This is a genomic window from Thermodesulfomicrobium sp. WS (genome assembly GCF_027925145.1).
GTDB lineage: Bacteria > Desulfobacterota > Desulfovibrionia > Desulfovibrionales > Desulfomicrobiaceae > Thermodesulfomicrobium.
Window position 1 is genome coordinate 348,455 of the sequence record NZ_AP027130.1, and the last position, 26,773, is coordinate 375,227.

Consider the following 26,773-nt stretch of genomic DNA (forward strand, 5'->3'; position numbering starts at 1 on the left):
GAGGGAGGCATGGAACGCAAACGCGTAGGTTTGGTGGGAGTGACCGGATATACGGGCATGGAGTTGTGCCGCTTGGTACTCCATCACCCAGGCATGGAGCTCGTGGCCGCCACCTCTCGGGCTGAGGCAGGCAAGCGCTTGGGAGACCTCTATCCCTATCTGTATGGCACCACCATGGCCGAGGTCCCGGTGCAGTCTCCGGATTACGCCGCCTTGGCCGCGGCCTGCGACGTGGTCTTTTTGGCGGTTCCCCATGGCACGGCCATGCATGCGGCCAGGGAGCTCGTGGCCGCGGGCTGCCGGGTGGTGGACCTCAGTGCGGATTTCCGGCTGCGGGATGTGGATACCTACCGTTCGTGGTACGCCACCGAGCATGCCTGTCCGGAACTGGTGCCCGAAGCCGTATACGGCCTGCCCGAGCTCTACGGCCAGGCCGTGGCCAGGGCGCGCCTGGTGGCCAATCCGGGCTGCTACCCCACGGCGAGCATCCTCGCCTTGTATCCGGCCGTGGCGGCGGGGCTGGTGGAACCGGAGGACTTGATCATCGACGCCAAATCCGGGGCCTCGGGCGCGGGCCGCAAGGCCAACGTGGCCACCCTCTTTTGTGAGGTGCACGACAGTTTCCGGGCGTACAACCTCGGCCGCCATCGCCATACCCCGGAAATCGAGCAGGAGCTTTCCCGTGCCGCGGGCAAGGGCATCACCGTCTCGTTCAACCCCCATTTGGTGCCCATGGACCGGGGGATCCTCGCCACCTGCTATGGTCGGCTGCGGCCCCATGTGGATGAGGCCCGCGTGCGGGAGGTGTACGCTGCCTTTGCCTCCGGCAAGCCCTGGGTGCGGTTTTTGCCGCCAGGGGTGTTGCCGGAGACCCGCTGGGTGCGGGGCACCAACTTTTGCGATATCGCTGTGGTGGTGGACGAGCGCACCCGGCGGCTCATCGTGGTGTCGTGTATCGACAACTTGTGCCGAGGGGCCTCTGGCCAGGCCTTGGTCAATGCCAATGTGATGCTTGGCTTTCCCGAGGACGCGGGCCTGTCCCGAGCGCCGCTGGTGCCGTAGGCGCTGTGGACTTCCGCACCCAGGAGGATTTCCGCGGAGAAGTATCATGAGTGAATCGTACTACGAAACCATCGTGGTGGCCCGGCAGCCCATATTTACTGCGGATCAGAGGGTCTGGGGATACGAGCTCCTTTTTCGCAGCAAAACCGATTTGAGCCAGGCGGTGATCACGGATGCGGATCAGGCCACGCTTCAAGTGATTGCCGATGGGTTTGCCGTGGCCACGGAAAACGTCCCTGCAGAGGCCCGGGTGTTGATCAATTTTCCCCGCAATTTGCTTGTGGGGGACGCGCCCTACGTGCTGCCGGCGAACCGGGCCATCGTGGAGATCCTGGAGACCGTGACCCCGGAGCCGGAGATCTTGGCCGCCTGTGGCCGCCTCAAGGAAGCGGGCTATACCTTGGCCCTGGACGACTTCATCGGGCACAGCGGCTTTGAGCCGCTGTGCGCCTTGGCGGATATCGTCAAGGTGGATATCCTGATGCAGACGCCGGAGAGCGTCACGGCCATCGTCAAAGGTCTGCGCCGCTATAACATCACCCTGCTGGCGGAAAAGGTCGAGACCCGGGAGATGTTCGAGGTGTGTAAGCGCCTGGGGTTCGTCTATTTTCAGGGGTATTTTTTCCGTAAGCCGGAGATCGTCGAAGGCCGCAAACTCACCGCCAGTCAAGCAAGCCGCATCCGCCTGCTGCATGAGCTCTCCCACGGGGCGGACCTGGAGCAGCTGGTGCGGATCTTGGAAGCGGACGTCTCGCTTTCGTACCGCTTGCTGCGCTACATCAATTCCGTGCGTTTCGCCTTGGTGAAAAAGGTGGAATCCATCCAGCGGGCCGCCTCCATGCTCGGGCGCAAGAACCTCCAGCAATGGCTGCAGGTGACCCTGCTGGCCGACATGAATGCCGCCCCCAGGGCCCAGGAATTGGTCCGCCTCTCCGTGATCCGCGCGCGCTTCTTCCAGATTTTGGCGGAAGCCGGTAAAGCCCCTTTGAGCCCCGATGCCATGTTCTTGTTGGGTTTCTTCTCCTTGCTCGATGGCATCTTGGATCAGCCCATGGAGGCGGTGCTTGCGGAGCTGCCCCTTGACCCTGCGGTGCAGGCCATCTTGGTGGATCCCGCAAACCCGCACGCCCCGTGGCTTCTCCTGGCGCAGGAACTGGATCGCTGTCACTGGCCGGGAGTGCGCGTTCAGGCCGAGGCCTTGGGGTTGCCGCTTGCCCAGGTGGGCGCCGCCTATCATGAGGCCATGGCCTGGACCGATGCCATGTTGGGGGCCGGGGAGTGATGGAAGCGGCCTTCCCTTGGGTTGCTTTGATTTTCGGGCTGTGTCTGGGGAGCTTTTACACGGTGTGCGTGCATCGGTATCTTTCCGGCGGCTCCCTGTTGTGGCCAGGATCCCATTGTCCGGCCTGTGGCCACCGCTTGCGGCCCTGGGAGAATATTCCGCTCTTCTCGTTTCTGATCCAACGCGGCCGCTGCCGCGCCTGCGCTGCCCCGATCCCCTGGCGCTATCCCATCCTCGAGGCCCTCTCCGGGGCCGCGGCCATGATCTTGGCCTTGCGTTTTGGCCTGAGTCCGGCGTTTTTCGTGTACCTTGTGGCCACGGGTATCTTTCTCGTGGCCGGGGCCATCGATTGGGAGACCTATCTCCTGCCGGATGTCTTTACCTATCCTTTGGCGGCATTGGGCCTCATCCATCCCTTGTGGGTACCGGTGTCCTGGATGGACACCCTGCTCGGGGCGGTTTTGGGAGCAGGGCTGTTGTGGGCGGTACGGGAAGGATATGCCCGCCTGCGCCATGTGGAGGGCCTGGGCCTGGGGGACGTCAAGCTCATGATCGGCTTGGGGGCCTTGACCGGGGCGACCCAACTCCCCCTGACCATACTCTGCGCCTCACTTTTGGCACTGGCGACCTTTGCCCTGTGCATTGCCCGTACTCCTCGCTCTCAGGGGCTTGCCACCGCCATTCCTTTTGGACCGTTCCTGTGCGCCGGCGCCTGGCTGGTGCTGGTGGCGGGAGAATGGGTCTCCTCTTGGGGTCTTGGTTAGATAACCAAGACGGATTTTCCGCTAACCTTCCTTGACGAAAGATTATTCCTTGGCTAGCGGCCTTTGCCACCAAAAAATCCGTCCTTGGTGGCGGATGACCTCCCGTGGCCCCGGCATGGAGGGAACCGGGTTGTTCCGGTTGACCATAGATGTGGCTGTTGGACGTTTTTTTCAAGGAGGTTGTATGGTTTCTCAGATGATGTGGGTCAGCATCGTGCTGCCGTTTCTCGCGGCATTAGGATGTCTGATCGACAGTAAGCCCCTACGTTCCATACTGGTCATTGGCACTGGTGTGGCCGTATCCCTGGCATCACTGCTATTGGTGCAAGGACAGGCATTTTCCCTGACTCCGGAAACACTTTTCGGTATTCCGGTGGATGGACTCATTGCGTTTCTCGATTTTGCCTTGCTCTTCGTGATCCTTGGAATCAGCTACCAGCTCAAGAACAAACTCATTGCAACGCTTACTGTATTGCAGATTGTTCCCCTGGCGTTTCTTGAGCTCTTCTTGCATGGTGGTGAGGCGGCAGGTCCAAGCCTCTACGGCGATCAGCTTTCCATGATCATGTGTCTCGTCATCTCCATCATCGGATCGCTCATTTGTATTTATGGGCTTTCCTACATGGATGAGCACGAGCACCATTTGCATCTGGAAAAATCCCGCCAGGGGCGGTTTTTCTTTTTCATGGTGCTCTTTTTGGGGGCCATGAATGGGCTCGTGTTCGCCAACAACCTGTTGTGGCTCTATTTCTTCTGGGAAGTGACCACCTTGTGCTCCTTCATGCTCATCAAGCATGACGGCACGGAAGTGGCCGTGACCAACGCTACCCGCGCCCTGTGGATGAACATGCTTGGCGGCGTGGCCTTCGTACTGGCCTTGGTGGTGCTGCGCGCCAAAGGCATGCCCTTGTATCTGCAGGAACTCATCGCCACCCCGGGCGTGGCGGCCGTGGCCCTGCTCCCCATTGGGCTCATGTGCTTTGCGGGCTTTACCAAGTCTGCGCAGGTCCCCTTCCAAAGCTGGCTGTGCGGCGCCATGGTGGCCCCCACTCCGGTCTCGGCCTTGCTCCATTCGAGCACTATGGTGAAGGCAGGGGTGTACCTGGTCATCCGTCTGGCCCCGGCCTTTGCCGGCACGGTATTCAGCCACTATGTGGCCCTCTTTGGGGCCTTCACCTTCCTGACCACGGCCTTGCTCGCCATCTCCCAGAGCAATGGGAAAAAGATCCTGGCCTACTCCACCATCAGCAACCTCGGCATGATCATCGCCTGTGCCGGCATCAACACCCCGGCGGCCATGGCGGCAGCCATTTTGCTCATCGTCTTTCACGCCATCTCCAAGGGTCTGATGTTCTTGTGCGTGGGCACCATCGAGCAAAAGATCGGCAGCCGCGACATCGAAGACATGCGCGGACTCATCCGCATCATGCCCAAGACCGCGATGATCGTGGTGGTGGGTATCGTGACCATGTTCCTGCCGCCCTTCGGCGCCCTGCTTTCCAAGTGGATGGCGGTGGAGGCCTCGGCGCAGCTGCCGTTGGTGGTGCTCATGCTCGCCATTGGCTCGGCCTTCACCATGGTCTTCTGGGGCCGCTGGCTGGGGCTCATCATGACTTCGGTCATGGGTGAAGGACAGGCGGCGGAAGAGCAGTCCCCGCTGGTGCGGATGCCGCTGCTCATCCTGGCTTCGGCTGCCGTGGTGGTGAGCTTTGTGGCCCCGGGCCTGTACTCTTCCATGGTACTGCCGGTTTTGGAGCGTTTCTACTCGACGGATCTGTACATTGCCGCACAGGGCGTCTTCATCAACAACATCGGCATGTTTGCCGTGTTCCCCATCTTTTTGGTCATGGTCTTGGGCGTCGTCTGGGCGGCTCGTGCCTCGTCCAAAAAACGGGTGAGCCAGCGCTCCTATAGCGTTCCGTACGTTGCTGGTTTGCAAGATCCGACTGATCCGCGTCGCATCGGATTCAAAGGTCCGCTGGGGCAGTGGTCGGATTTCACCACATCCAACTACTATATGGATCAATGGATTGGTGAGGGGCGCATTACTGGATGGATCAACCTGGTCTCTACGGGGATCCTCATCATCTTGCTGACGGGGGTACTCTAAGATGGAAGCGAAAACCATCATTTTCGTGATTGTTGCTTTGATCCTTGCCCCCATCGTGGGCGGTTTGCTGGCAGGGCTCGATCGTCGGCTCACGGCCTGGTGCCAGGGGCGTTTTGGCCCGCCCATCTTGCAGCCTTTCTACGATGTCTTCAAATTGCTGGGCAAAGACCGCCAGGCGGTGAATACGTGGCAGATCTTCTGCGCCCACATCTACCTCATCGCCTCCATGCTCTCCTTGGCCCTGTTCGTCATCCAGGGCGACCTGCTCATGATCTTCTTTGTCATGACCATCGGTGCGGTGTTCATGGTGGTGGGCGCACTGTCCACGCCGTCGCCGTATTCTCAGATCGGGGCGCAGCGTGAGCTCATCCAGATGCTCACCTACGAGCCGCTCTTGGTCATCGTGTTCGTGGGCATCTACTTCGTGACCGGGAGCTTTAAGATCAGCGACATCCTGGCTTATGAGCGGCCCATCTTCCTCATGCTGCCGTTGCTCTATTTGGTGCTCACCTTCGCCTTGACCATCAAGCTGCGCAAATCGCCTTTTGATATCTCCGCCTGCCACCATGGGCATCAGGAGATCGTTCGCGGTGTGCTTACCGAGTATTCGGGACCGTACCTGGCCATTTTGGAAATCGCCCATTGGTATGACATCATCCTCATTTTGGCCATCTGCAGCCTCTTTTGGAGCACCAGTGCCATTGGAATGATCATGCTCCTGGGGATTACGTACCTGGCGGAGATCGCCATCGACAATATCACCCCGCGCATGACGTGGAAATGGATGCTCACCTACGTGTGGGCCGTGGGGATTACGTTGTCTCTCTTCAACATGGCGCTCCTTTACGCCAAGAGCTTCTAGGAACAGGAGACTGGTATGGGATTCTTCAAAAATTTGGTAGAAACCTCGCGCGTCAAGTCTCCGTGGATCGTGCATTTCGATTGCGGAAGCTGCAACGGTTGCGACATTGAAATTCTGGCGTGTCTGACTCCCCTCTATGATGTGGAGCGCTTTGGCATCCTCAACATTGGAAACCCCAAGCATGCGGACATCCTTGTGGTGTCAGGAACGGTCAATCATCGCAATGCCAAGGCCCTGCGCAATGTCTACGATCAGATGCCTGAGCCCCGGGTTGTGATCGCCATCGGCGCTTGCGGCACTTCCGGCGGTATTTTCCGCGAGGCCTACAATGTGGTTGGCGGCGTGGACAAGGTCATCCCGGTGGACGTGTACGTGCCGGGCTGTCCGGCCAAGCCGGAAGCCATCATCGATGGCGTGGTCCTGGCCCTGGGGAAGCTCAAAGAGCGCCGCAGCACCAAGGATACCGACGCCTTGGCCGAGGAGCTGCACAAGGCTCGGGAATTCTATGCAAACCGTGAAGACCGTCAGGTGGTGGAGTAAGCCATGGCCTTGGAAACCAAGAATATCGCGAAAAACCAGCTTCTTGCTGAAGTGAAATCCCTCAAGGCGCAAGGGTACCGTTTCGTCACCATGAGTTGCGTGGATTTGGGAGACGGCTTCGATCTCCTGTATCATTTCGACCGCGATCTGCAGATGACGCATCTGCGCATCACGGTGCTCAAAGGCGATACGGTGCCGAGCATTTCGGGAATTTATTTTGCGGCCCTATGCATTGAAAACGAAACCAAGGACCATTTTGGGATCTCCTTCGATGGTCTGGTGCTGGATTTTGGCGGTCATTTCTATCTGGAAGAGGAAGTCAAGCGCTATCCCTTCTGCAAGGTGTCCGTACAGGAATCCCAAGCTCCCAAGGAGGGCAACTGATGTCCACCATCATTCCTTTTGGACCGCAGCATCCGGTTCTGCCGGAACCGCTCCATCTCAAGATTACCCTGAAGGACGAGATCGTCACCGAGGCCATCCCCATGCTCGGCTACGTGCATCGGGGGCTGGAGACCTTGGTGTCTTTGAAAGACATGGACCAGATGGTGCAGGTGGTGGAGCGGGTATGCGGCATCTGCAGCTGCATCCATGCCCACACCTACTGCATGTGCGTGGAGGGCCTTTTGGGCATCGAGGTGCCCCAGCGCGCTGAATTCCTGCGCATCATCTGGTCGGAACTGCACCGCATGCATTCGCACCTCTTGTGGCTGGGCCTTTTGGCGGACGCCTTTGGCATGGAGAGCCTGTTCATGCATTGCTGGCGCATCCGCGAACGGGTCATGGACGTCATGGAGGCCACGGCGGGCAACCGCGTCATCATCTCGGTCAATAAGGTGGGTGGCGTGCGCCGCGACCTGTCGGCGGACCAGATCCGCTGGATCCGTCAGGTCATCGACGAGCTGGAAGCCGAGCTCGACAAGATCAAACCCGTGCTCACCAACGACTACACGGTGAAGAAACGCACCGTGGGCGTGGGCGTGCTCACCAAGGAGCAGGCTTACGAACTGGGTGCCGTGGGCCCCACGCTGCGCGGCTCGGGCGTTGCCCAGGACGTGCGCATGACCGGTTACGGGGCCTACAAGTACGTGGACTTCGAGCCGGTGGTGGAGACGGACGGCGACTCGTGGGCCCGTACGATGGTGCGCTTCCGGGAGCTCTACCAGGCCATCGACATCGTGCGCCAGCTCATCAACAAACTCCCGGACGGCGAGATCAGTGTGAAGGTCAAGGCCGCCAAGCCGGAAGGCGAGATCGTCTGCCGCTCGGAGCAGCCCCGCGGTGAGCTCATGTACTACGTCAAGGGAAATGGCTCCAAGTTCTTGGAGCGGGTGCGCATCCGCACCCCCACATTTGCCAATGTGCCGCCCCTTCTGGCCATGCTCCCGGGCATCGAGATGGCCGACGTGCCGGTGGTGGCTTTGTCTATCGACCCGTGCATCAGCTGCACGGAGCGCTAAAGGAGGATACCATGTTCGACATGACACGAACCATCATTGAGAACTTTTTCTCCAAGGCGCATACACGGCTCTATCCCTTCCAGACCCGTGAGCCGTTTCCCAATGTGCGGGGAAATCTCTTCAACAATATCGAAGAGTGCATCCTCTGCGGCATGTGCCAGAAGAAATGTCCTTCCCAGTGCATCACAGTAGATAAAGACGCCAAAACCTGGCAGGTAGATCCATATGCCTGTGTGTACTGTGGGATTTGCGTGGAGAACTGTCCGGTCAATTGCCTCTATATGGAAAGCCCGTACCGTAAGCCTACAGCAGAGAAGGTCATGAACCGGATGGTGCAGGTGAAAGGTCCGGAGAAGAAAAAGAAGACAGCAGAAAAATAATGCCATCCCGGATGGATGTTTGTGTTGGGGCCGCGCTTGCGGCCCCAATGCTTTTGGTTTGGAAGATCCCGCGAAGAAGTTCTTGCCGTCCGGACTGCGCTTCGCCTACATACGTGGGGCACGTTTCCATGTATTTTCTATTGTTGAGGAGGTGTTATGGCTGCCAAGAAGGTTTTGATGCTCGTGGGTGATTTCGTGGAAGATTACGAGGTCATGGTTCCGTTTCAGATGCTGCTCATGGTGGGGCACGAGGTCCACGCCGTCTGTCCTGGGAAAAAGGCGGGCGAGCAGGTGCGCACGGCGGTGCACGACTTCGAGGGGGATCAGACCTACACGGAAAAGCCTGGACACAACTTTACGCTCACCGCGACGTTCGACGAAGTGCGCCCGGAAGACTATGACGGCTTGGTGATCCCTGGCGGTCGGGCCCCGGAGTACATCCGCCTCAATCCGCGGGTTTTGGAGATCGTGCGTCACTTTGCTGCTGCCAAGAAACCGGTGGCCTCCATTTGCCACGGCCAGCAGGTGCTCGTGGCTGCGGGTGTGGTGCAGGGCTGCCAGTGCACGGCCTACCCCGCGGTCCGTCCGGACCTGGAGGCTGCAGGCGCCACGTGGGCGGAGGTCAACGCAACCTTCACCAATGCGGTGGTGGATGGTTGGCTGGTGACGGCTCCCGCGTGGCCGGCCCATCCGCAATGGATGCGGGCCTTTGTGGAACTTTTGGGGACCCGAATCGAGGCGTAGGGATTAAACCGGGGGGCGGCTGCCCCCCTTTTTATTCGTTTTCTTGGGCCTTGAGAGCGGCGCGGTCGGGAGCACCGTTGTCGGTGCGCGGGATGGCCTCCACGAAGACCACCGAGCGCAGTACCGCCACGGGCCCGATTTCTTTGCGTACATGCTGGCGGAGCAGGCGGATGATCTCGCCGGGATCCTCCAGGGCGGCAAATTCCGGGGTGAGGACCACGAACGCCTTGGCCACCTCGCCTTTGATGCGGTCCGGCACGCCGATGACCGCAGCCGCGGCCACCGCCTTGTGGGTTGTAAGCGCGAGCTCGATCTCGGCGCAGCTTAAGCGGTGGCCGGCGATATTGAGCACCGCATCCGCCCGTCCGTGGATGTGGATGAGGCCGTCTTCGTCGCGCACCGCCAGATCGCCGGTATCAAATTGTCCATGCTGCCAGGCGGACGGGGCTTCGCCGGCTTCGTGGACGCACTCCAGGGGCATGGACGGCCAGGGACGGGTAATGACAAGGCGGCCCACGACGCCGCTGGGCACGCTCGCCCCTTGGGCATCGACGATGTCTGCGCTGATGCCGGGAAGGGGGCGATGCACGGAGCCGGGCTTGAGGACCGACACCGGGAAGGGGGAGATCATGCAGCAGCCGGTCTCGGTCTGCCACCAGGTGTCCAGCAGTGGGCAGCGGGAGTGGCCGACATTTTTGTAGAGCCACAGCCATGCCTCCACCCCGAGGGCTTCGCCGGCAGAGGCCAGCAGCCGCAGGGTGGAGAGGTCGTGCATGGCCGGGTACTGGTCGCCGTAGCGCATGAGCATGCGGATGATGGTGGGCGCGGTGTAGAGGATGGTGACCCCGTAACGGTCCACGATGTCCCACATGCGGTCTGCCTGGGGATAGAGGGGGTGCCCCTCGTACATGACCGTGGTGGTGCCGGCGAGCATGGGACCGTAGAGCACGTAGCTGTGTCCGGTGATCCAGGCCATGTCGCTGGTGCACCAAAAGATGTCCGTGGGCTTGATGTCGAAGAGCCACAAGAGTGTGCGCGCCAGGGCCACCATGTAGCCTGCATGTCCATGGACCACGGCCTTGCGTCGGCCACTATCTTCCGAGGTGGAGAGGATGAAGAGCGGATCGTCATGCTGCATGACTTCGGTGGCGGCTTCCCAGCGCTCCCGGCGCACCACGGCGTCGTAGTCCAGGTCGCGGGACTCGCTCATGGGGGTGTCCAAACCCGCCCGGCGCACCACGATGACCCCTTCCACGAAATCGCATCCGGTTTCCAAGGCTTCGTCCACCATGCCTTTGAGGGGAACGAGGCGGCCGCCCCGATAGAAGCCGTCGGCGGTGATGACGATGCGCGGCCGCAGTTCCTGGATACGGCTGCGCAGGGCCTTGGCGGAAAACCCCGGAAATACGGCGCAGTGCACCGCGCCGATCTTGGCCGTGGCGAGCATGGCAAAGGCGGTTTGGGGAAGCAGCGGCAGGAAGAGGAGTACGCGGTCGCCCTTGCGCAGCCCCAGGGAGCGCAGGGCATTGGCCAGTTTGTTCACCTCGCGGTACACCTCGTAGTAGGTGTATTTGCGGGTGTCTCCGGCTTCGCCTTCCCAAATGAGGGCGAGCTTGTTCTTCGTCCCGGTGGCGATGTGCCGGTCCAGGCAGTTGTGGACGATATTGGTCTGCGCCCCCACAAACCAGCGGGGAGAGGGCGCAGTCATATCGAGGACCGTGTCCCACTTGCGGAACCATTCCAGTTCCTGGGCCGCTTCTTCCCAGTACGCCAATGGGTCTTGGGCAGCGGCGGCGTGGGCTCGGGAGAGTTGGTGAGGGTTGACATTGGCCTCGATGACGAGCTGCGGGAGAGGCCGAAAGACCCGTTCAGCGTGGGAGGGGACGATCATAGGGGGCTCCTGCCATTGGCCATGATTGGCTAAAATTGAAGAATCTTTTTGAGCTCGCCCACCCGGCGGCGGCTTACGGGAAGTTCGATGCGCTTGCGGCCTGCGGTGCGCAGGAGGAAATTGCCGCCAGGCATGGAGGCGATCTCGGTCACCATGTCGAGATTGACGAGGTATTTGCGGTGCACCCGGCAAAAGCCGTGGGGACCCAGGCGCGCTTCGAGATTTTTGAGGCGGTAGGAGGTGAGGTAGCGCTCGGTGGCCGTGTGCACGAAACTATAATCTTCCGACGCCTCTACATAGACGATCTGCGTATAGGGGATGAGGATGTGGCGGCCGTCTTGGTTCACGGGTAATTTTTCGATCTCCGGAGGCCGGACTTGGGCCGGGTCCCAGGCCTGGCGCAGGGCATTGACCAAAAGGTCTTCTTCCTCTTCGGCGAGGGCGATTTGCACGGTCTCTTCGCTGGTGGCCCGCGCTGGCCGGCCTGGCGGCATGGCCGGGGCCACGGTGGGGGGGATGGGGGCCAGGGCGCGCAGCCGCTCTATGGTGCGGGCAAAGCGCGTGGCGGTCAGCGGCCGCAAAAGATAGTCCACGGCACCGAGCTCAAAGGCCTCGAAGGCATGTTCTTCGCTTTCCGCGAGAAAGACCACCGCAGGAGGCCGGCCGCTCAAATGCCGCGCCAGGTCCATGCCGCTTACTCCATGGGGGAGTTCCATGCCCAAAAAGAGGACGTCATAGGGCACGTACGCGAGCAGTCCCATGGCCTCGAAGGAGGTCACCGCCTCGCCCAGGACGAGAACTTCCTTCACCGGATCAAGGAGTTCCCGGAGGTGGCCGCGCAATTGGGCATCGGAATGGACGATGAGGGCTTTGAGGTGGCTCATGGCGTCAGGGTATTGGGAACAGTGGACACCCTTTGCTACCCGCAATGGCCGGAGTCTTCAAGGGGGCAGTGCATGGACAACCAGACAGGGATGCTTTAGAAACGCCTTTCACGTTTTCCGGGGAGGACCGAAGCCCGCTCATGGCACGTCAAGAAAACATCCGCAACTTCAGTATCATCGCGCATATCGACCACGGCAAGTCCACGCTGGCGGACCGCATCTTGGAGCTCACCCGCCTCATCGACGAGCGCCAGAAAAAGGACCAATACCTGGACCGCATGGAACTGGAGCAGGAGCGCGGCATCACCATCAAGGCCCAGACCGTGCGCATCCCCTACACCGCCCGGGATGGCCGCTCCTACACCTTGAACCTCATCGACACCCCGGGCCATGTGGACTTCTCCTACGAAGTCTCCCGGAGCCTGGCGGCCTGCGATGGGGCGCTCTTGGTGGTGGACGCCTCCCAAGGGGTGGAGGCCCAGACCTTGGCCAACGTGTACCTGGCCTTGGACCATGACCTCGAGGTCATTCCCGTGCTCAACAAGATCGATCTGCCCAGCGCCGAGCCCGACCGGGTGGCGGCGGAGATCGAAGAGGTCATCGGCCTGGACTGCACGGACATCCTCAAGGTTTCCGCCAAGACCGGCGAGGGGGTGGACGCCCTCTTGGAGCGGATCATCGCCCAGGTGCCGCCGCCCAGCGGGGACACGGAGGCCCCCTTGCGGGCGCTCATCTTCGATTCGTGGTACGACTCCTACCAGGGCGTGGTGGTGCTCTTTCGTGTGCTCGACGGTCGCATCTCCCTGGGGCAGCGTATCCGCATGTGGTCCACGGGCAAGGAGTTCGAGGTCACCAAGCTGGGCGTGTTCTCGCCCGAGGCCGTGGACATCGCCTCCTTGGCCGCCGGCGAGGTGGGCTTCTTGTGCGCCTCCATCAAGGCCTTGCGGGACGCGCCGGTGGGGGACACCATCATCGATCCGGCCCGGCCCGCGGAAAAGCCCTTTCCCGGCTTCAAGGCGGTCAAACCCATGGTCTTCTGCGGTCTGTATCCGGTGGAGCCGGCGGAGTACGACACCTTGAAGTCCGCCCTGGAGAAGCTCCAGCTCAACGACGCGGCCTTGACCTTCGAGCCCGAGACCTCGCAGGCCCTGGGCTTTGGCTTCCGCTGCGGGTTTTTGGGGCTGCTCCACATGGACGTGATCCAGGAGCGTCTGGAGCGGGAATTCCAGGCCAAGCTCATCGCCACCGCCCCGTCGGTGATCTACCGGGTAACCCGCACGGACGGTACGGTGCTCGACATCGACAATCCGAGCAAACTTCCCCCGCAGGAGAAGATCGCCGCCATTGCCGAGCCGTATGTACGCATGGAGATCCATGTGCCGGGGGAGTTCGTGGGCAATGTCATGGGCCTGTGCGAGGAAAAGCGCGGTATCCAGAAGGACATGCGCTATCTGACCTCCACCCGCGTGGTGCTCACCTATGAGATCCCTTTTGCGGAAATCGTCTATGACTTCTTCGACCGCCTCAAGTCCGTGACCCGGGGCTTTGCCTCCTTGGACTACGAGTTCTTGGACTTCCGGCCTTCGGACCTGGTGAAGCTCGACATCCTCATCAATGGCGAGCCGGTGGACGCCATGTCCGTCATCGTGCACCGGCAGGCCGCGCCCTACCGGGGCCGGGCCCTCGCCCTCAAGCTCAAGCGGGTCATCCACCGGCAGCTCTTCGAGATCGTCATCCAGGCGGCCATCGGCGCCAAGATCATCGCCCGCGAGCGGGTGGCGCCCTTGCGCAAGGACGTCACGGCCAAATGCTATGGCGGTGACATCACCCGCAAGCGCAAGCTCCTGGAAAAGCAAAAAGAAGGCAAAAAACGTATGAAACGCATGGGCAGCGTGGAAATCCCCCAGGAGGCCTTTTTGGCCGCCCTGCAACCCGGGGACGAGTAGGCTGCCACTCTCTGTATCTCCTCATCAATTCGGGATGTATCATGAACCCTCGTTGGCAAACATTGCTCAAAGAATATGTGGAGGCATTGCTCATTGCACTCCTCCTCGCCTTCGTGATCCGCTCGTTCGTCGTGCAGGCATTCAAGATCCCTTCGGGATCCATGCTCCAGACCCTGCAGATCGGCGATCATCTCCTGGTCAATAAATTCCTCTATGGCATCAAAGTCCCATTTACCCACGCCTTCATCACCCAATTCGACGGCCCCAAACACGGGGACATCATCGTCTTCGAATTCCCGGAAGATCCTTCCAAGGATTTCATCAAACGGGTGATCGGTGTTCCTGGAGATGTTATCGAGGTGCGGGACAAACAGGTGTACCGCAACGGCGAGCTGCTTCACGAGCCCTACGTGCAGCACACCGACCCCCGGACCAATGTGCCCAAGCGCGACAATTTCGGCCCCGTGACCGTGCCCCAAGGCAAGTACTTCGTCATGGGGGACAACCGCGACGAATCCTACGATTCGCGGTTTTGGGGGTTTGTGGACCGCGCCGCCATCGAGGGCAAGGCCTGGATCCTCTATTGGTCCTGGGAGGGATTGACCTCCATCCGCTGGGAGCGCATCGGCCGTTTGGTGGAGTGAGCGTGTGATCGCCCAGGTGACCACGGCAGCGCTGGTGGGTATCGAGGCCCATACGGTGCGGGTGGAGGTGGATTTTTCCCGTTCCGGGATGCCCTCCTTCACCTTGGTGGGCCTGGCCGAAGGCGCGGTGCGCGAGGCCAAGGAACGGGTGTTCGCCGCGTTGCGCAACTCCGGGTTCCGTCTGCCGCCGGCGCGCATCACCGTGAACATGGCCCCGGCCGCCCTGCGCAAGGACGGTTCCGCCTACGATCTCCCCTTGGCCCTGGCGCTGGTGGCTGGGGCGGAAATGCTGCCGCACGAGTCCCTCTCGGGGGTGTGGTGCGCCGGAGAGCTCTCCCTGGACGGGACCCTCAAGCCGGTCCCCGGGATTTTACCCCTCGCCCTGCGCGCGCGCCGGGAAGGGGCCCGGGCCTTGGTGGTGCCGCAGGAGAGCGCCGCCGAGGCCGCGGTGGCGCAGGAGATCCCGGTCTTTGGCTGTGGCTCTCTGGCCGAGGTGGTGGGGCTCCTCACCGGGGAGCGCACCCAGGCGCCGCAAGCTGCGGACCTCGCCTCGTTGTGGGAGACCAGCCGGTCGTTTCCCGTGGACTTTGCCGAGGTCAAAGGCCAAGACCACGCCAAGCGGGCGGTGGTGGTGGCCTGCGCGGGCAATCACAATCTCCTCTTTCTCGGGCCGCCGGGCAGCGGCAAGACCATGCTCGCCCAGCGCATCCCATCGGTGCTGCCGCCGCTCACCTTTGACGAGGCCCTGGAGGTGACGGCCGTCTACTCCGTGGCTGGCCGGTTGGAGCCGGGGCAGGCCCTGGTGGTGCATCGGCCCTTCCGCGCCCCGCACCACACCGTGTCCGACGCCGGGCTCATCGGCGGCGGCCAGATCCCCCGGCCGGGGGAGGTCTCCTTGGCGCATCGGGGCGTACTCTTTTTGGATGAGCTGCCGGAATTCAAGAAGCACGTCCTGGAGGTGCTGCGCCAGCCCCTGGAGGACGGCCGGGTGACCATCTCCCGGGCCGCCGTGTCCGTGGAGTTTCCTGCGGACGTCATGCTCGTGGCGGCCATGAATCCGTGTCCGTGCGGCTACTTGGGGGACCCGCGCCATGCCTGCACGTGCACGCCGCTGCAGGTGCAGCGCTACCGCAGCCGTCTCTCGGGGCCGCTTCTCGATCGCATCGACCTGCATGTGGAGGTGCCGGCGGTGCCGTACGGCGATTTGGCAGGCCAAGGCCAGGGGCTGGATTCGGCCGCCATGCGTGCCCAGATCGCCGCGGCCCGGGCCATCCAGGCCGAGCGCTACGCAGGCCTTGCCCTGCACTCCAATGCCGATCTCTCGGGCCAGTGGCTCGAGCGCTTCTGCGCCCTGGGCGCGGCCGAACACCGTTTCCTGGAGGCGGCGGTGGCGCGCCTTGGGCTCTCCGCCCGGGCCTACACCCGGGTGCTGCGCATCGCCCGCACCATCGCCGATCTTGCCGGCGCCGAGCGCGTCGCCGTGCCGCACCTGGCCGAGGCCATCAATCTGCGCACCCTGGACCGCGGATAGTAGCTCCGTTTGCGTGCCGGGATTGTTTCACATGAAACAATCCCGGCGGCCGAAGCCGCCGGGGAGGTTTAGGCGAGGACCTCGTCCATGGGGGTCAGGGGCAGGCCGAAGGCCTCCGCCACTCCAGGATGGGTGATGCGGCCGGCCACCATGTTGAGGCCTGCGGCCAGTCCAGGGTCCTCCTGGCAGGCCCGCTTCCAGCCCTTGCCGGCGATGGCCAATACATACGGCAGGGTGGCGTTGGTGAGCGCCATGGTGGAGGTGATGGGCACGGCCCCGGGCATGTTGGCCACGCAGTAGTGGATGATGCCGTCCACCTCGAAGATGGGGTCCGCGTGGGTGGTGGGGCGCGAGGTCTCGAAGCAGCCGCCCTGGTCGATGGCCACGTCCACGAGCACGCATCCGGGCTTGAGGTCGCGCAGCATCTCCCGGGTGATGAGCTTGGGCGCCTTGGCCCCAGCCACGAGCACGGCGCCGATGATGGCGTCGGCCTCGCGGGAGAGTTCGCGGATGGTCGCGGGCGAGCTCATGAGGGGTGTGACGTTTTTCGGCATGATTTCGGAAAGATAGCGCAGCCGCTCCAGGTTGGTGTCCAGGATGAGCACCCGCGCGCCCAGGCCTGCGGCCATCATGGCGGCGTTGGTGCCCACGATGCCGCCGCCGATGATGAGCACCGTGGCCGGGGCCACGCCGGTCACTCCGCCAAGGAGGATGCCCCGGCCGCCATGGGTGCGCTCGTTGTATTTGGCCGCCTCCTGCACCGCCATGCGGCCGGCCACTTCGCTCATGGGGGTGAGCAGCGGCAGCCCGCCGTCCTTGCCGCGCACGGTCTCGTACGCCAGGGCCACGCAACCGCTTGTGCGGATGGCTGCAGTCAGGCCGGCGTCGGCGGCGAAGTGGAAGTAGGTGAAGACCGTGTGGTGGGGCTGGATGAGGTCGTATTCCGATGGCTGCGGCTCCTTGACGTGGAGGATGAGCTCGGCCTCGGCGAACACGTCTTGGGGCCGAGGCAGGATGCGGGCGCCTGCGGCCGTGTAGGCCGCGTCGTCAAAGCCGCTGCCCACGCCTGCGTTTGCTTCCACCACCACCGTATGCCCCCGGGCTACGGCCATCTCCACTCCCGCAGGGGTCATACTGACGCGGTTTTCATGCACCTTGATCTCTTTGAGCACGCCAATGATCATGGAGATTCTCCTTGGTTGGGATATGGGCGAAACCTCGGTGCCGCAAAAAGGCTTCGGGTTCAAGCGGAAGGTGTGGGCCGCGCTCTTACCCCTTGCCTTTTACCGCGTCATGTCTAAAGCGCCCTTCTGACGCCCAGAGTGGGCAGCGCCAAGGAGGAAGGACGATGCGCCCGTATCTCATGACCGTTGGTCTTTTGTGTTTGAGCAATATATTCATGACCTTTGCCTGGTATGGCCATCTGCGCAACCTTTCCGGAACGCCCTGGGTCATCGCCGCGTTGGTGAGCTGGGGGATCGCCCTCTTGGAGTATCTGCTCCAGGTGCCGGCCAACCGCATCGGCCACGAGGTCATGAACGTGGGGCAGCTCAAGATCCTGCAGGAATGCATTGCCCTGTCGGTCTTCATCCCCTTCTCCATTGTGTACCTCAAGGAGAAGCCGAGCATGGACTATGTGTGGGCAGGGCTGTGCATCCTTGGGGCCGCCTTTTTCGTCTTCCGCAAAAAGATGTTTGGAGCCTGATGATGGCGCTGTGGAGCCGGTTTCGGCTGCCGCCGTTGGCGCAGCTTGCGCTTTTGGGGGTGACCTTTGCCGCAGCGGCGTTTTTGTCCTTGGAAGTGTGGATGCAGGCCGTGCGCCATACTTCGCTATGCACCACCACCGGCTGCGCCGTGGTGGGCGAGTACATCCGCTTTGGCGAAGGCAACCTGCTCAAGCTCGGTGCGGCCTTTTTTTGGCTCTTGTGGCTGGTGGCCTTTTTCGCCGGCCGCTACCCCAAGGCCTGGATCTGGGGCGGCTTTGGGCTGCTCGTGGCCGGGGCACTGGCCTTTGACGGCACGCTTCTGGGCTTCCAATTCGTGGCCTTGCGGGAGTTTTGCCTCATCTGCGCCATCACCGGCGGCCTGCTCGGGCTCACCGTCGCGGCCACGGCGTGGGTGCGGCGCAGCATCGGGGTGCTGGTCTTGGGGCTTGCGGCATGGAGTGGCGGCTTTGCAGGCAGCGCGGTGCTCGATTTTCAGGTGCAGCCCCCGGTCTTGCAGGACACGGTGTTCGTCTCCTGGGGAGACACCCAAAACGCCACGGCCCGGCGGCACGTGCTCTTCTTCAGTTTCCACTGCGGCCATTGTTCCAAGGTGCTCGCCAACCTGGCCATCAACCTCGAACACCTCACCGATGCCTGGTACTTGGCCGCCCTGGATGGCCGGGAAGAGGATTTCTTCCGCATGGTGGCGGTGCAAAAGGCCTTGGCCGAGAAGCAGGAAAACCCCTTTGTGGCGGTGCTGCGCGAGGAAAGCGTCGAGCACCCAGCGCCCGTGGCGGTGCCGGAAGCTTTGCGCCAGACGGTGCGCAACGCCCGCTCCTACTTCAAGACCAAGGGCTTTGACGGCGTGCCGGTCTTGGTGGTGTGGGAAGGCCCGGGTCGGGAGCTCATCCTGCGTGGCGAGACCGCCATTTTCCGCTATCTGCGCGACCAGGGCTGGCTCGAGCGCACGCTCATGGTGAACCTGCCGCCGCAGTAATCTTGGGAGATACCGGCCCAGGGCATGGCGCGAAGCGGTCGGGAATGTCTTTCAGGCTGTTTCGTCAGTCTTGGGAAGCAGGGCGCCGAGGGTGTGTCGGAGTGCTTCTCCCAGGCGGGCGGCCTCTTCTGGCTGCGTGGCCGCCAGGGCCTCCATGTGGGCCGCCTGGTCGGCCAGGGCTTCCAGCCCCATGTTGGCGAGGGCGCCCTTGAGGAAGTGGCCTGTCTTGGCCAAGGCAGGGGCCTTTTTCGTGTCCAGGGCGTGGGAGAGATTCTCCACCCCCTGCCGCAATGTCGCTTCGGCCACGGTCAGGAGGTGGTCCGCACTGGCAGGACTTGCCTGAAAGGCGGCCATGAGGTGCCGGCGCACGTGCGCCCGCCATGCTTCGTAGGTTTGGGGGCTGTTCATGTGAGGGCCGCAAGGAAGGCGTCCGTGCTGCTGCGGGCGGCATTGGCGGCTTCCATCAGGGTTTCGGGGCTGAGGTGGGCGAGCTCCAGGGCCTGGGTGTGGGTTCGGGGCGGTACCGGGTCGCCGTTGGCGCCCAGGGCCGCAGCGTGGGCCAGACAGTCGGCCAGGTGGAGCACCGCCGCCAGAAAGCCCTGGGGCGCGTGGTGCCCGGCCACGGCCTGGACGATGGGCTCGGGCAGGCCCCAGGCCGCCAGGATGTGGCCACCCAGGACGCCGTGCTCGTGGCCGAAAAAGGCGGCTTCCACATCCCGCACGGTTTGGCCGTGGGAGCGGCACCACTCGAGGCAAACCTTGGCCCGCTCTGGAAAGGCGCTCAGGCACAAAAGCCGTCCCATGTCATGGAGCAGTCCTGCAGCAAAGGCGATTTCCGCCGCTTGGGCCTGGGCGTGGTGGGCCAGATGCCGGGCCGCGGCGGCCACGGCGATGCTGTGGGCGAAAAAGGAGCGCATGTCCACCATGGAGCGGGACACGACACCGAAGTGCTCGATGAGCAGGATGCCGCTGGCCAAGAGCGCGAGCTCGCGCGGTCCCACCAGGATCACGGCGCGGTCGATGCGGTCCACGCGGCGCGGCATGCCGAAGGCCGGGGCGTTGACCAGCTTGAGCAGCCGACCGGCGAGGCTCGGGCTCTGGCCAACAATGCGGGCGATGGTTGCGGGATCGATGGGATCGGTGCCGAGAGCGGCCAGGAGCTGTTGGGCGATGACGGGGAGTTCCGGTGGTTCGAAGCTCGCAAGGTCCAGCGCCGGCGGCAGGCTGGGGGGCGCGAGGGTGGCGGCCCGGGGCGTGGCCGGTGCGAGGGGCGGCTGCCCCCGGAGGATGCGCTCGGCCTCGGCCTGGGTGCGCAGCTGCAGGAGCGCTTGCCCCAGGGGGGAGCAGACGTCGTGGCCGCTGTAGGCGCGAAGCGCCAGGGGGATGGCCTTGGCGCGGGTGGCCTCGTCCAGGGTGAGGCGGATGAAGATGCCGGGCAAAAAGCGCAGTTCCTCGATGTCCGCTGCGCAGAGCGCCTCCCCGGCGGCAATGGTGCGGCCCGTGGGCGTGTACACGGTTTGTGCGCAGATGGCGCCGGGTTCCAGATGCGTACTTGGGCAAAAACGGATGATTTCCATAATTCTCACGTGCGCGAAGGTGGACGCGTGCTAGCCTACAGTGCCACCAAGCGCAAGCGCAGGGCGTTGCCCACCACCAGAAGCGAGCTCATGGCCATGGCCGCGCCGGCGAACATGGGGCTGATACTCCAGCCGAGCCACGGCTCGAGCGCGCCGGCGGCCAAGGGGATGCCGAGGGTATTGAAGGCAAAGGCCCAAAAGAGGTTTTGCCGCACATGGCGCATGGTGGCCCGCGCCAGGGCCACGGCGTCCACCAGGGCCGAGAGCTCGCCGCGCAACAGCACCACGTCGCCGGCCTGCACCGCGATGTCCTGACCCGAGCCCATGGCGATGCCCACCCAGGCCGCGGCCAGGGCGGGCGCGTCGTTGATGCCGTCGCCCACCATGGCCGGCCGCCGGCCTTGGGCCACGAGCTCGCCCACCCAGGCGGCCTTGCCGTCGGGCAGGACCCCGGCCTGCACGGAGGCGATGTCCAGTTGTCCGGCCACGGCCTGGGCCACGCGCGGGCTGTCGCCCGAGAGCAGGTGCAGGGTGAGCCCCAGTGCGCGCAGGGCGCTGGTCACGGTGAGGGCCTCGGGCCGCAGGGAATCCCCCACCGCCACCAGCCCGACGAAGCTCCCTTCCACGGCCACGGCCACCACCGAGGATCCGGCGTCTTCCCATTGCGCTGCTTCCGCCTGGGCCTCGGCAGGCACGACGACGTCCTGCTGGGCAAGAAAGCGCAGCGAGCCCACGAGCACGGTTTTGCCGCCCACACGCCCTTGAGCGCCACGGCCGGGATGGGCCTGAAAATCTTCCGCAGGCACGGCATCGGGCTTGGCGGCGGCAATGGCGCGGGCAATGGGGTGCTCGCTGGCGGCCTCCACGGCGGCGGCCAGGGCAAGCACCTCTGGGCCGTCCAGATGGGCCAGGGGCAGCACGTGGGTGACGTGCATCCGGCCCTGCGTCAGCGTGCCGGTCTTGTCGAAGACCACGTCCGTGGCCTGGGCCAGGCGTTCCAGGGCGGCGCCGCTCTTGAAGAGGATCCCCAGCCGTGCCCCCCGGCCGGAGCCCACGAGAATGGCCGTGGGCGTGGCCAGCCCCATGGCGCAGGGGCAGGCGATGACGAGCACGCTTACCGCATGGCGCAGGGCGATGGTGAGCGGGGCATGGGCGGCAAGCCAGGCAAGCAAGGTCCCGGCGGCGATGGCGAGCACCACGGGCACGAACACCAGGCTGATGCGGTCCGCCAGGGCGGCGATGGGCGCCTTGGCGTTTTGGGCCTGGGCCACCAGGGCCGCCACGCGGGCGAGCAGGGTTTCGCGGCCCACGTGCACCGCCTCCACCACCAGGCCGCCATCGAGGTTGATGGCCCCGGTAAAGACCGGGTCTCCGGGGGCGCGGCGCACAGGGCGGGCTTCGCCGGTGAGCATGCTCTCGTCCACGTGGCCTTCGCCGGCCACCACCGTGCCGTCCACAGGGATGCGCTCTCCGGGCCGCACCCGCACCCGCATGCCGGCAAGGACCAGCCGCACCGGCACGCGGCGCTCTGCCGCGTCCTCCACCAGGGTGGCCTCTTCCGGGGCCAGACGCAGAAGGCCGCGCACCGCCTCGGCCGCCTGGCGCATGGCCCGGGTCTCCAGGGCCTTTCCCAGGGCGATCATGGCGAGCACCGTGCCGGCGGATTCAAAATACAGGTCATGGGCGGAAAACGTCGGCGAGAACACCGCGCTCATGGTGCCCAGGGAATGGAGAAGCGCCGCGCCGGTACCCAGGGCCACCAGGGTGTCCATGGTGGGGGCACGGCGCAGCAGGGCCTGGATGCCGTCACGGTAGAAGTCCCGGCACACCCAGGCCGTGGCCAGGGCGAGGGCGAGCTGCAGCAGGGCCAGCGGCCGGGCGTGAGTGTGCGGATCCAGGGCCGCGGGAAGCGGCAGCCCCAGCATGGGGCCCATGGCAATGAGGAGCAGCGGGCCGGCGAACACCCAGGCCCACAGGGCCCGGCGCGTAAGGGCTGCCGCCCGGGCGGCCTCGCGTTCGTCCTGCCGCCGCAGTTCCTCGTCGGGATCGGCCTCTTCGATGACCTGGGCGGTGAAGCCCGCCTCTTCGATGACCTTTTGGATGACGTGTATTTCCAGCTGGTTGGGGTCGAAGGTGAAGGCCCCTTCGTTTGCGGTGAGGGATACGGTGGCGGCGTGCACCCCAGGCAGGCGCGAGGTGACGCGCTCGATGCGCGCGGCGCAGGCCGCGCAGTGCATGCCGCCAATGGCCAGGCGCAGGGTGGACGGTGCAGGACGTTCGGACATCGGCATGTTCTCCGCAGGGCTTGCGGGCCCTCAAGGCTTTCCGGTATGGCTTCAAGGTCCTATGAACCATCATCACGCAAGGAGGCAAGCCATGGCCTTGGAACCCATCGGGGCGGTCAACGCCCTGTATCCATCGCTGACCGTCATCGTGGGCGCCCGGGTGCGGGGCAGGGTCAATTGGATGACCGTGGCCCACGTGGGCATCATGAACCATGCCATGGGCGGGGTGCCGCAGTATTTGGGCATTTCGGCCCATCCGTCCCACTACACCAACATCGGCATCCGCGAGCACGGGGAGTTCAGCATCAACATCCCTTCCCAGGAGATGCTCGAAGCCACCGATTACGTGGGTATTGTGAGCGGCAAGACGACGGACAAAAGTACCGTCTTTCCCATCCTGGAGGGCGAGCTCGTCAATGCCCCCATGATCGCCACCTGCCCCGTGGCCATGCAGTGCCGGGTGGCGCAGAAGGTGGTGGTGGGCGAGCATGAGCTCTTCATCGGCGAATTGGTGGCCACCTACGCCCAGCCCGAGGTCTTGCACCAGGGCAAGATCGACCTCATGCGCGTCAACCCCATCCTCTTCGATTTTCGGCAAATGGCCTACCACGCCCTGGGCGAGCGCACCGGGCGCCCCTGGAACGCCGGCAAGGCCCTCAAGAAGCGCGTGGATGCGACGCCGTCTGCATGAGGGTGGCGGCCAGGGCCGTGGCGTCCACGGGCTTGACGAGGTAGGCGTCGAATCCGGCTTCGGCGCAGGCCGGCCCGTCACTGTCGCTGGCGGTGAGGGCCACCACGGCCATGGTGGTGTGGGCGGCCCCGGCGTGGCCCTGGCGGATGCGGCGCACGAGGGTAAAGCCGTCCATGTCCGGCATCTGCAGGTCCACCACCGCGGCGTCGAAGGGCTCCTGGGCCGCCGTCAAGACGGCCAGGGCCGCCGTACCGCCGTCCGCTGCCGTGGCGGTGTCCCCGCCCTTGGCGATCAAGTTCACGGTGACGGTGCGGCTCACCACGTCGTCGTCCACCACCAGGACGCGCAAGGGGCGCAGGCGCTTGGGCGATGAAGACGCCGTGCGCGCCAAGGGCAGGCGGACCCAGAAGGACGCCCCCTGGCCTTCTTCGCTCTCCACCCCAATGGTGCCGCCCATGGCCTGGGTGAGCTCCTTGCACAGACAAAGCCCAAGGCCCACGCCCTGGCTGCTGCTCTCCGGGTGTGCCTGGCCGAAGCGCTCGAAGATCCGCTGCTGGTCCTTGGGGGCAATGCCCGGCCCGGTATCGGTGACGCGAAGCTCCACCGTCACCTGGGTCTCGCTCTCCTCGAGGATGCCAAGCTCGATGCGGATCTGCCCGCCCGCGGGGGTGAATTTGACGGCATTGCTCACCAGGTTGGTGAGGATTTGGCGGATGCGCCTCGGGTCGGCCTGGAGCGTGGGGACAGGCGGCGCCAGGGCCGTGAGTTCCAGGCCTTTGGCCTGGGCAAGGGGCAGCAGGCTGGTCGCAGTCTCGCGCACGAGGGCCGCAAGGTCCGTGGGCCGGGGCTGCAGGTGGATGCCTCCGTGCTCCAGGGCCTCCAGGCTCAAGGTGTCTTCCAAGAGGTCGAGCATGGCCTGGCCGCTTGCCGCAAGGCTCTGCACCAGGGCCGCCGCTTCCGGGGAGAGGTCGGTGCCCATGAGCATCCGGGCGGCATTGACGGCGCTGGCGGCCGGGGCACGCAGATCGTGGCTGAGCATGGCCAGGATGCGTTCTTTCCCCTTGCGTGCGGCCTCGGCCTCGCTCGCCAGGGTGGCGATGCGCTCCACGGCCTCCTCCAGGCGGCTGTTGGCCTGGCGCAGGCGGGTGTTGGCCTCTTCCAGCTCGGTGACGTCGGTCATGGCGCCCACCATGGCGGTGGGGGTGCCGGCGGCGTCGGTGATGACTTTCTTGTGAAAGAGGATGCGCCGGGGGCTGCCATCGGCCCGGACGAGGGTTGTGGTGTACACCTGGGTGCCCTTGGTCGCCCAGAGCCCCTGGTCTTTGTTCTGGAAGAAGTGCGCCTCGCTCTCGGCAAAGGCTTCGGCCAGGGTCTTGCCTACGAAACGGCTGCGCTCGCCGCCGAAAAAGGCGCAAAAAGCGGGGTTGACCTCCTGGTAGCGGCCATCGGTGCCTTTGATGAAGACCGGCAGCGGCAGGGCCTCCAAAAGGGTGGAGAGCAGTTGGGTCTGCTCGCGCAGGGCCGCTTCCGCCTGCACCCAGGCCGTGGTGTCGAGAAAGACCGTGGCAAAGGAGTCCTTTTGGGGCAGGGGGAAGGCGTTGACGAGAAAGTGCCGCTGCATGGGCGCAAAATAGATGTTCATGCTGACCGGGGCCTGGTTTTTCACCACCTGGGCATAGGTGGCGAGAAAGGGCGGCGAGTCCACGCCCAGGGCCGTCTCCACGGTCTTGCCACGGATGGACTGCGGGTCGATGCCCGTTTGCAGAGCAAAGGCCGGGTTGGCGTCCAGATAGCGGTAGGTGACTGGGGTGCCGTGGCGATCGCGGACCAGCTCGTGGAACGCGATGCCGGTGATGGCGTTGGTATAGAGGGCGCGAAACTGCTCCAGGGAGCGCTGCAGCTGCACGGTGCGCTTGCCCACCAGGCGTTCGAGCAGTTCCCGCTTCTGGCGCGCGACCATGGTCATGCGCACCGCCAGGGCGGTGAGGACGACTCCAAAGACCACGGTGGCGAGGGCGCCGTACATGGGGTGCAGGGCGACAAAAGCCGCCGTGGGGGTCGCCTGGGCCGCAAGCACCAGACCGCCGATGCAGATGGGCAGGATTGTGGTGTCCCCGTGGGGGGCAGGGATGTCCTTTGGGGGAATAGGGCCGAGATGTACTGCAATCGCGGGGTTGGAGGTGGCCGCCAGGGTTTCCAGGTGCACCGCCACGCACGCGTGGCCGAGCAAGCGGCTGCGCTGCCATAGGGGCGCAAAGAGTACGAGGCTCGGGGTGGTGCGGCCAAAAAGCGGGGTCAGGGCGGCGGTGGCAAGATCCGTGCGCAGGCTCTCCAGCCGTGCCTGGGAGAGGGCAGGCACTGAGGCGATGTCCCAACCCACCACGCCAGGATTGGTGGCCGGGGAGAGGGTGGAGGTCTCGATGCCGGCGACTCCGGCAAAATCCAGCCAGGCAAGCGCGCGCCATTTTTGGGTAAAGGAGAAGAACTCTGGAGGGGTGACTTCTTCGGAGCTGGCGTAGAGCCCCACCAAGGAATCCAAGAGGTGATCGCGGGCGGTTTGCAGGTGGGCGGCAGCGGTGCGCACCTCGCTTTGGGCAAGGAGCAGGAATGCCTGATGGCGGTGCCCCTGCTCCAAGGTCCATGCCGCCCAGCCTGCCTGGAGGGTACACCAGCCGCCGAGGAGCGCCACGAGCATGGGTTCCCGACAGCGATTGTGGCATCGCCATACCCCGAGGATTGCGGCCAGGAAGACCGCCCCCAGAAGCAGAGGCGCGCCGGCGGCGCTCCAGAGGCGCTGGCGGTAGCGGGAGGCATCGATGTCCATGCCGAGCAGCGTGGGCTGCTGGGTGGGGAGGCTCACGAGGGCCGACACCCATTCGCCCCAGGCATCGCCCAGCGGGCCTTCCACGGCGTCGGTGCGGTGCTCGAGCACGGCCTGGAGCGTCGCCGAGGCCTCGGCATAGGGCTGGCCGGGCAGGACGGCGTCGGGATCGCTTTGGGCTTGGGCTGCGGCGAGAAAGACCACCGTACCGTCCGGCTGCCGCCGCATGAGGTAAAGATACGTGACCTGGGGAAAAAGGCTGCGCGCGGCCAATAATTGTTGGCAGAGGCGGCGATAGACGGGATTGTCCAGGTCCTGACGGGTGGCGGTGAGTTGCTCCAGGCGTTGGACATTGAGCCCTGCGGCGATGCCTTGGGCCTGAAGCAGGAGATCGGCGCGAAACTGGCGGTCCGCCTCGAAGCCATGCCAGGCGGCAAAGAGGAGTGAACCCAGGAGCACGGCCGCTATCCACAGCCACAGAGAACGAAGCATCATTGAAGGACCTCAAGGCTGCGCCATAGGTCAAAGCTGGGGAGAGCACAAGCGCGGCCGGCGAGGACGCGTTGCCGTGTCGGGGGGCTTGCACATGCATGGTG

Annotated in this window: 24 protein-coding genes; 17 read left to right on the forward strand and 7 right to left on the reverse strand. The window is 64.1% G+C overall.

Annotation, left to right across the window (positions count from 1 at the left end; translation table 11 throughout):
* Positions 1-9: 9 nt before the first annotated feature.
* The 10 genes from argC (at position 10) to QMF81_RS01825 (ending at position 9,204) form a co-directional block, all read left to right on the forward strand.
* Positions 10-1,062 (forward strand): N-acetyl-gamma-glutamyl-phosphate reductase, encoded by a 1,053-nt coding sequence (gene argC, locus QMF81_RS01780; RefSeq protein ID WP_281751460.1) that lies wholly within the window; start codon positions 10-12, stop codon positions 1,060-1,062.
* 46 nt (positions 1,063-1,108) lie between these two features.
* Positions 1,109-2,344: an EAL domain-containing protein gene (locus QMF81_RS01785; protein ID WP_281751461.1), complete on the forward strand. Its 1,236-nt coding sequence runs from the start codon at positions 1,109-1,111 to the stop codon at positions 2,342-2,344.
* Positions 2,344-3,108, forward strand: coding sequence for an A24 family peptidase (locus tag QMF81_RS01790; RefSeq protein WP_281751462.1), 765 nt, complete (start codon positions 2,344-2,346; stop codon positions 3,106-3,108). Before QMF81_RS01785 ends, QMF81_RS01790 begins: the two co-directional genes overlap by 1 nt.
* Positions 3,109-3,292: 184 nt before the next feature.
* Positions 3,293-5,218, forward strand: a complete 1,926-nt coding sequence (locus tag QMF81_RS01795; protein WP_281751463.1) for a proton-conducting transporter membrane subunit — start codon at positions 3,293-3,295, stop codon at positions 5,216-5,218.
* 1 nt (position 5,219) lies between these two features.
* Positions 5,220-6,080, forward strand: coding sequence for an NADH-quinone oxidoreductase subunit H (locus QMF81_RS01800; RefSeq protein WP_281751465.1), 861 nt, complete (start codon positions 5,220-5,222; stop codon positions 6,078-6,080).
* A gap of 15 nt (positions 6,081-6,095) precedes the next feature.
* On the forward strand, positions 6,096-6,620 hold the full coding sequence (locus QMF81_RS01805; RefSeq protein ID WP_281751467.1) for an NADH-quinone oxidoreductase subunit B family protein: 525 nt from the start codon (positions 6,096-6,098) through the stop codon (positions 6,618-6,620).
* Positions 6,621-6,623: 3 nt separating this feature from the next.
* Complete coding sequence (locus QMF81_RS01810) at positions 6,624-7,004, forward strand: NADH-quinone oxidoreductase subunit C (protein ID WP_281751469.1); 381 nt, start codon at positions 6,624-6,626, stop codon at positions 7,002-7,004.
* A complete protein-coding gene (locus QMF81_RS01815; protein WP_281752903.1) occupies positions 7,001-8,080 on the forward strand; it encodes a nickel-dependent hydrogenase large subunit in 1,080 nt (359 codons plus the stop codon). The genes QMF81_RS01810 and QMF81_RS01815 overlap by 4 nt, the downstream gene beginning before the upstream one ends.
* Before the next feature lie 11 nt (positions 8,081-8,091).
* Positions 8,092-8,460 (forward strand): 4Fe-4S binding protein, encoded by a 369-nt coding sequence (locus tag QMF81_RS01820; RefSeq protein ID WP_281751471.1) that lies wholly within the window; start codon positions 8,092-8,094, stop codon positions 8,458-8,460.
* Between the two features lie 156 nt (positions 8,461-8,616).
* Positions 8,617-9,204, forward strand: a complete 588-nt coding sequence (locus tag QMF81_RS01825; RefSeq protein ID WP_281751472.1) for a DJ-1/PfpI family protein — start codon at positions 8,617-8,619, stop codon at positions 9,202-9,204.
* A gap of 31 nt (positions 9,205-9,235) precedes the next feature.
* Here QMF81_RS01825 and QMF81_RS01830 read toward each other — a convergent pair whose 3' ends face one another.
* Both QMF81_RS01830 and QMF81_RS01835 read right to left on the reverse strand, forming a co-directional pair.
* The gene (locus QMF81_RS01830; RefSeq protein ID WP_281751474.1) at positions 9,236-11,095 is read right to left on the reverse strand and encodes an acetate--CoA ligase; all 1,860 of its coding nucleotides are present in this window, start codon (positions 11,093-11,095) and stop codon (positions 9,236-9,238) included.
* 29 nt (positions 11,096-11,124) lie between these two features.
* On the reverse strand, positions 11,125-11,979 hold the full coding sequence (locus QMF81_RS01835) for a LytTR family DNA-binding domain-containing protein (protein WP_281751476.1): 855 nt from the start codon (positions 11,977-11,979) through the stop codon (positions 11,125-11,127).
* A 140-nt stretch (positions 11,980-12,119) separates the two neighbouring features.
* On the opposite strand from QMF81_RS01835, the gene lepA reads away from it, so the two are divergent.
* From lepA to QMF81_RS01850, 3 genes are read left to right on the forward strand one after another with little or no spacing between them, the layout of a single operon-like run.
* A complete protein-coding gene (lepA, locus tag QMF81_RS01840; RefSeq protein ID WP_281751478.1) occupies positions 12,120-13,925 on the forward strand; it encodes a translation elongation factor 4 in 1,806 nt (601 codons plus the stop codon).
* A gap of 41 nt (positions 13,926-13,966) precedes the next feature.
* A complete protein-coding gene (lepB, locus tag QMF81_RS01845) occupies positions 13,967-14,569 on the forward strand; it encodes a signal peptidase I (RefSeq protein WP_281751480.1) in 603 nt (200 codons plus the stop codon).
* 4 nt (positions 14,570-14,573) lie between these two features.
* Positions 14,574-16,100 carry a YifB family Mg chelatase-like AAA ATPase gene (locus tag QMF81_RS01850; RefSeq protein WP_281751482.1) on the forward strand — a complete coding sequence of 509 codons (1,527 nt, stop codon included), beginning with the start codon at positions 14,574-14,576 and terminating at the stop codon, positions 16,098-16,100.
* Between the two features lie 68 nt (positions 16,101-16,168).
* Here QMF81_RS01850 and ald read toward each other — a convergent pair whose 3' ends face one another.
* On the reverse strand, positions 16,169-17,284 hold the full coding sequence (ald, locus tag QMF81_RS01855) for an alanine dehydrogenase (protein WP_281751484.1): 1,116 nt from the start codon (positions 17,282-17,284) through the stop codon (positions 16,169-16,171).
* On the opposite strand from ald, the gene QMF81_RS01860 reads away from it, so the two are divergent.
* The 3 genes from QMF81_RS01860 to QMF81_RS01870 are packed head-to-tail and all read left to right on the forward strand — an operon-like array spanning position 17,277 to position 18,803.
* Positions 17,277-17,414: a hypothetical protein gene (locus tag QMF81_RS01860; protein WP_281751486.1), complete on the forward strand. Its 138-nt coding sequence runs from the start codon at positions 17,277-17,279 to the stop codon at positions 17,412-17,414. The genes ald and QMF81_RS01860 overlap by 8 nt on opposite strands.
* Positions 17,415-17,448: 34 nt before the next feature.
* Entirely contained in the window at positions 17,449-17,805 is a 357-nt protein-coding gene (locus tag QMF81_RS01865) for a DMT family protein (protein ID WP_281751488.1), read from the forward strand.
* Positions 17,805-18,803 carry a hypothetical protein gene (locus tag QMF81_RS01870; RefSeq protein ID WP_281751490.1) on the forward strand — a complete coding sequence of 333 codons (999 nt, stop codon included), beginning with the start codon at positions 17,805-17,807 and terminating at the stop codon, positions 18,801-18,803. Before QMF81_RS01865 ends, QMF81_RS01870 begins: the two co-directional genes overlap by 1 nt.
* Positions 18,804-18,854: 51 nt before the next feature.
* Here QMF81_RS01870 and QMF81_RS01875 read toward each other — a convergent pair whose 3' ends face one another.
* The 3 genes from QMF81_RS01875 to QMF81_RS01885 are packed head-to-tail and all read right to left on the reverse strand — an operon-like array spanning position 18,855 to position 22,665.
* Positions 18,855-19,211: an Hpt domain-containing protein gene (locus tag QMF81_RS01875; RefSeq protein ID WP_281751491.1), complete on the reverse strand. Its 357-nt coding sequence runs from the start codon at positions 19,209-19,211 to the stop codon at positions 18,855-18,857.
* The gene (locus QMF81_RS01880) at positions 19,208-20,380 is read right to left on the reverse strand and encodes an HDOD domain-containing protein (protein WP_281751493.1); all 1,173 of its coding nucleotides are present in this window, start codon (positions 20,378-20,380) and stop codon (positions 19,208-19,210) included. The genes QMF81_RS01875 and QMF81_RS01880 overlap by 4 nt, the downstream gene beginning before the upstream one ends.
* 35 nt (positions 20,381-20,415) lie before the next feature.
* Positions 20,416-22,665 (reverse strand): heavy metal translocating P-type ATPase, encoded by a 2,250-nt coding sequence (locus tag QMF81_RS01885; protein WP_281751495.1) that lies wholly within the window; start codon positions 22,663-22,665, stop codon positions 20,416-20,418.
* Between the two features lie 91 nt (positions 22,666-22,756).
* Here QMF81_RS01885 and QMF81_RS01890 point away from each other — a divergent pair, with 91 nt between their 5' ends.
* Positions 22,757-23,356 (forward strand): flavin reductase family protein, encoded by a 600-nt coding sequence (locus QMF81_RS01890; protein WP_281751497.1) that lies wholly within the window; start codon positions 22,757-22,759, stop codon positions 23,354-23,356.
* Here the strand turns inward: QMF81_RS01890 and QMF81_RS01895 are convergent.
* Positions 23,322-26,672 carry an ATP-binding protein gene (locus QMF81_RS01895; protein ID WP_281751499.1) on the reverse strand — a complete coding sequence of 1,117 codons (3,351 nt, stop codon included), beginning with the start codon at positions 26,670-26,672 and terminating at the stop codon, positions 23,322-23,324. The two genes, QMF81_RS01890 and QMF81_RS01895, sit on opposite strands and share 35 nt — an antisense overlap.
* Positions 26,673-26,773 lie beyond the last annotated feature (101 nt).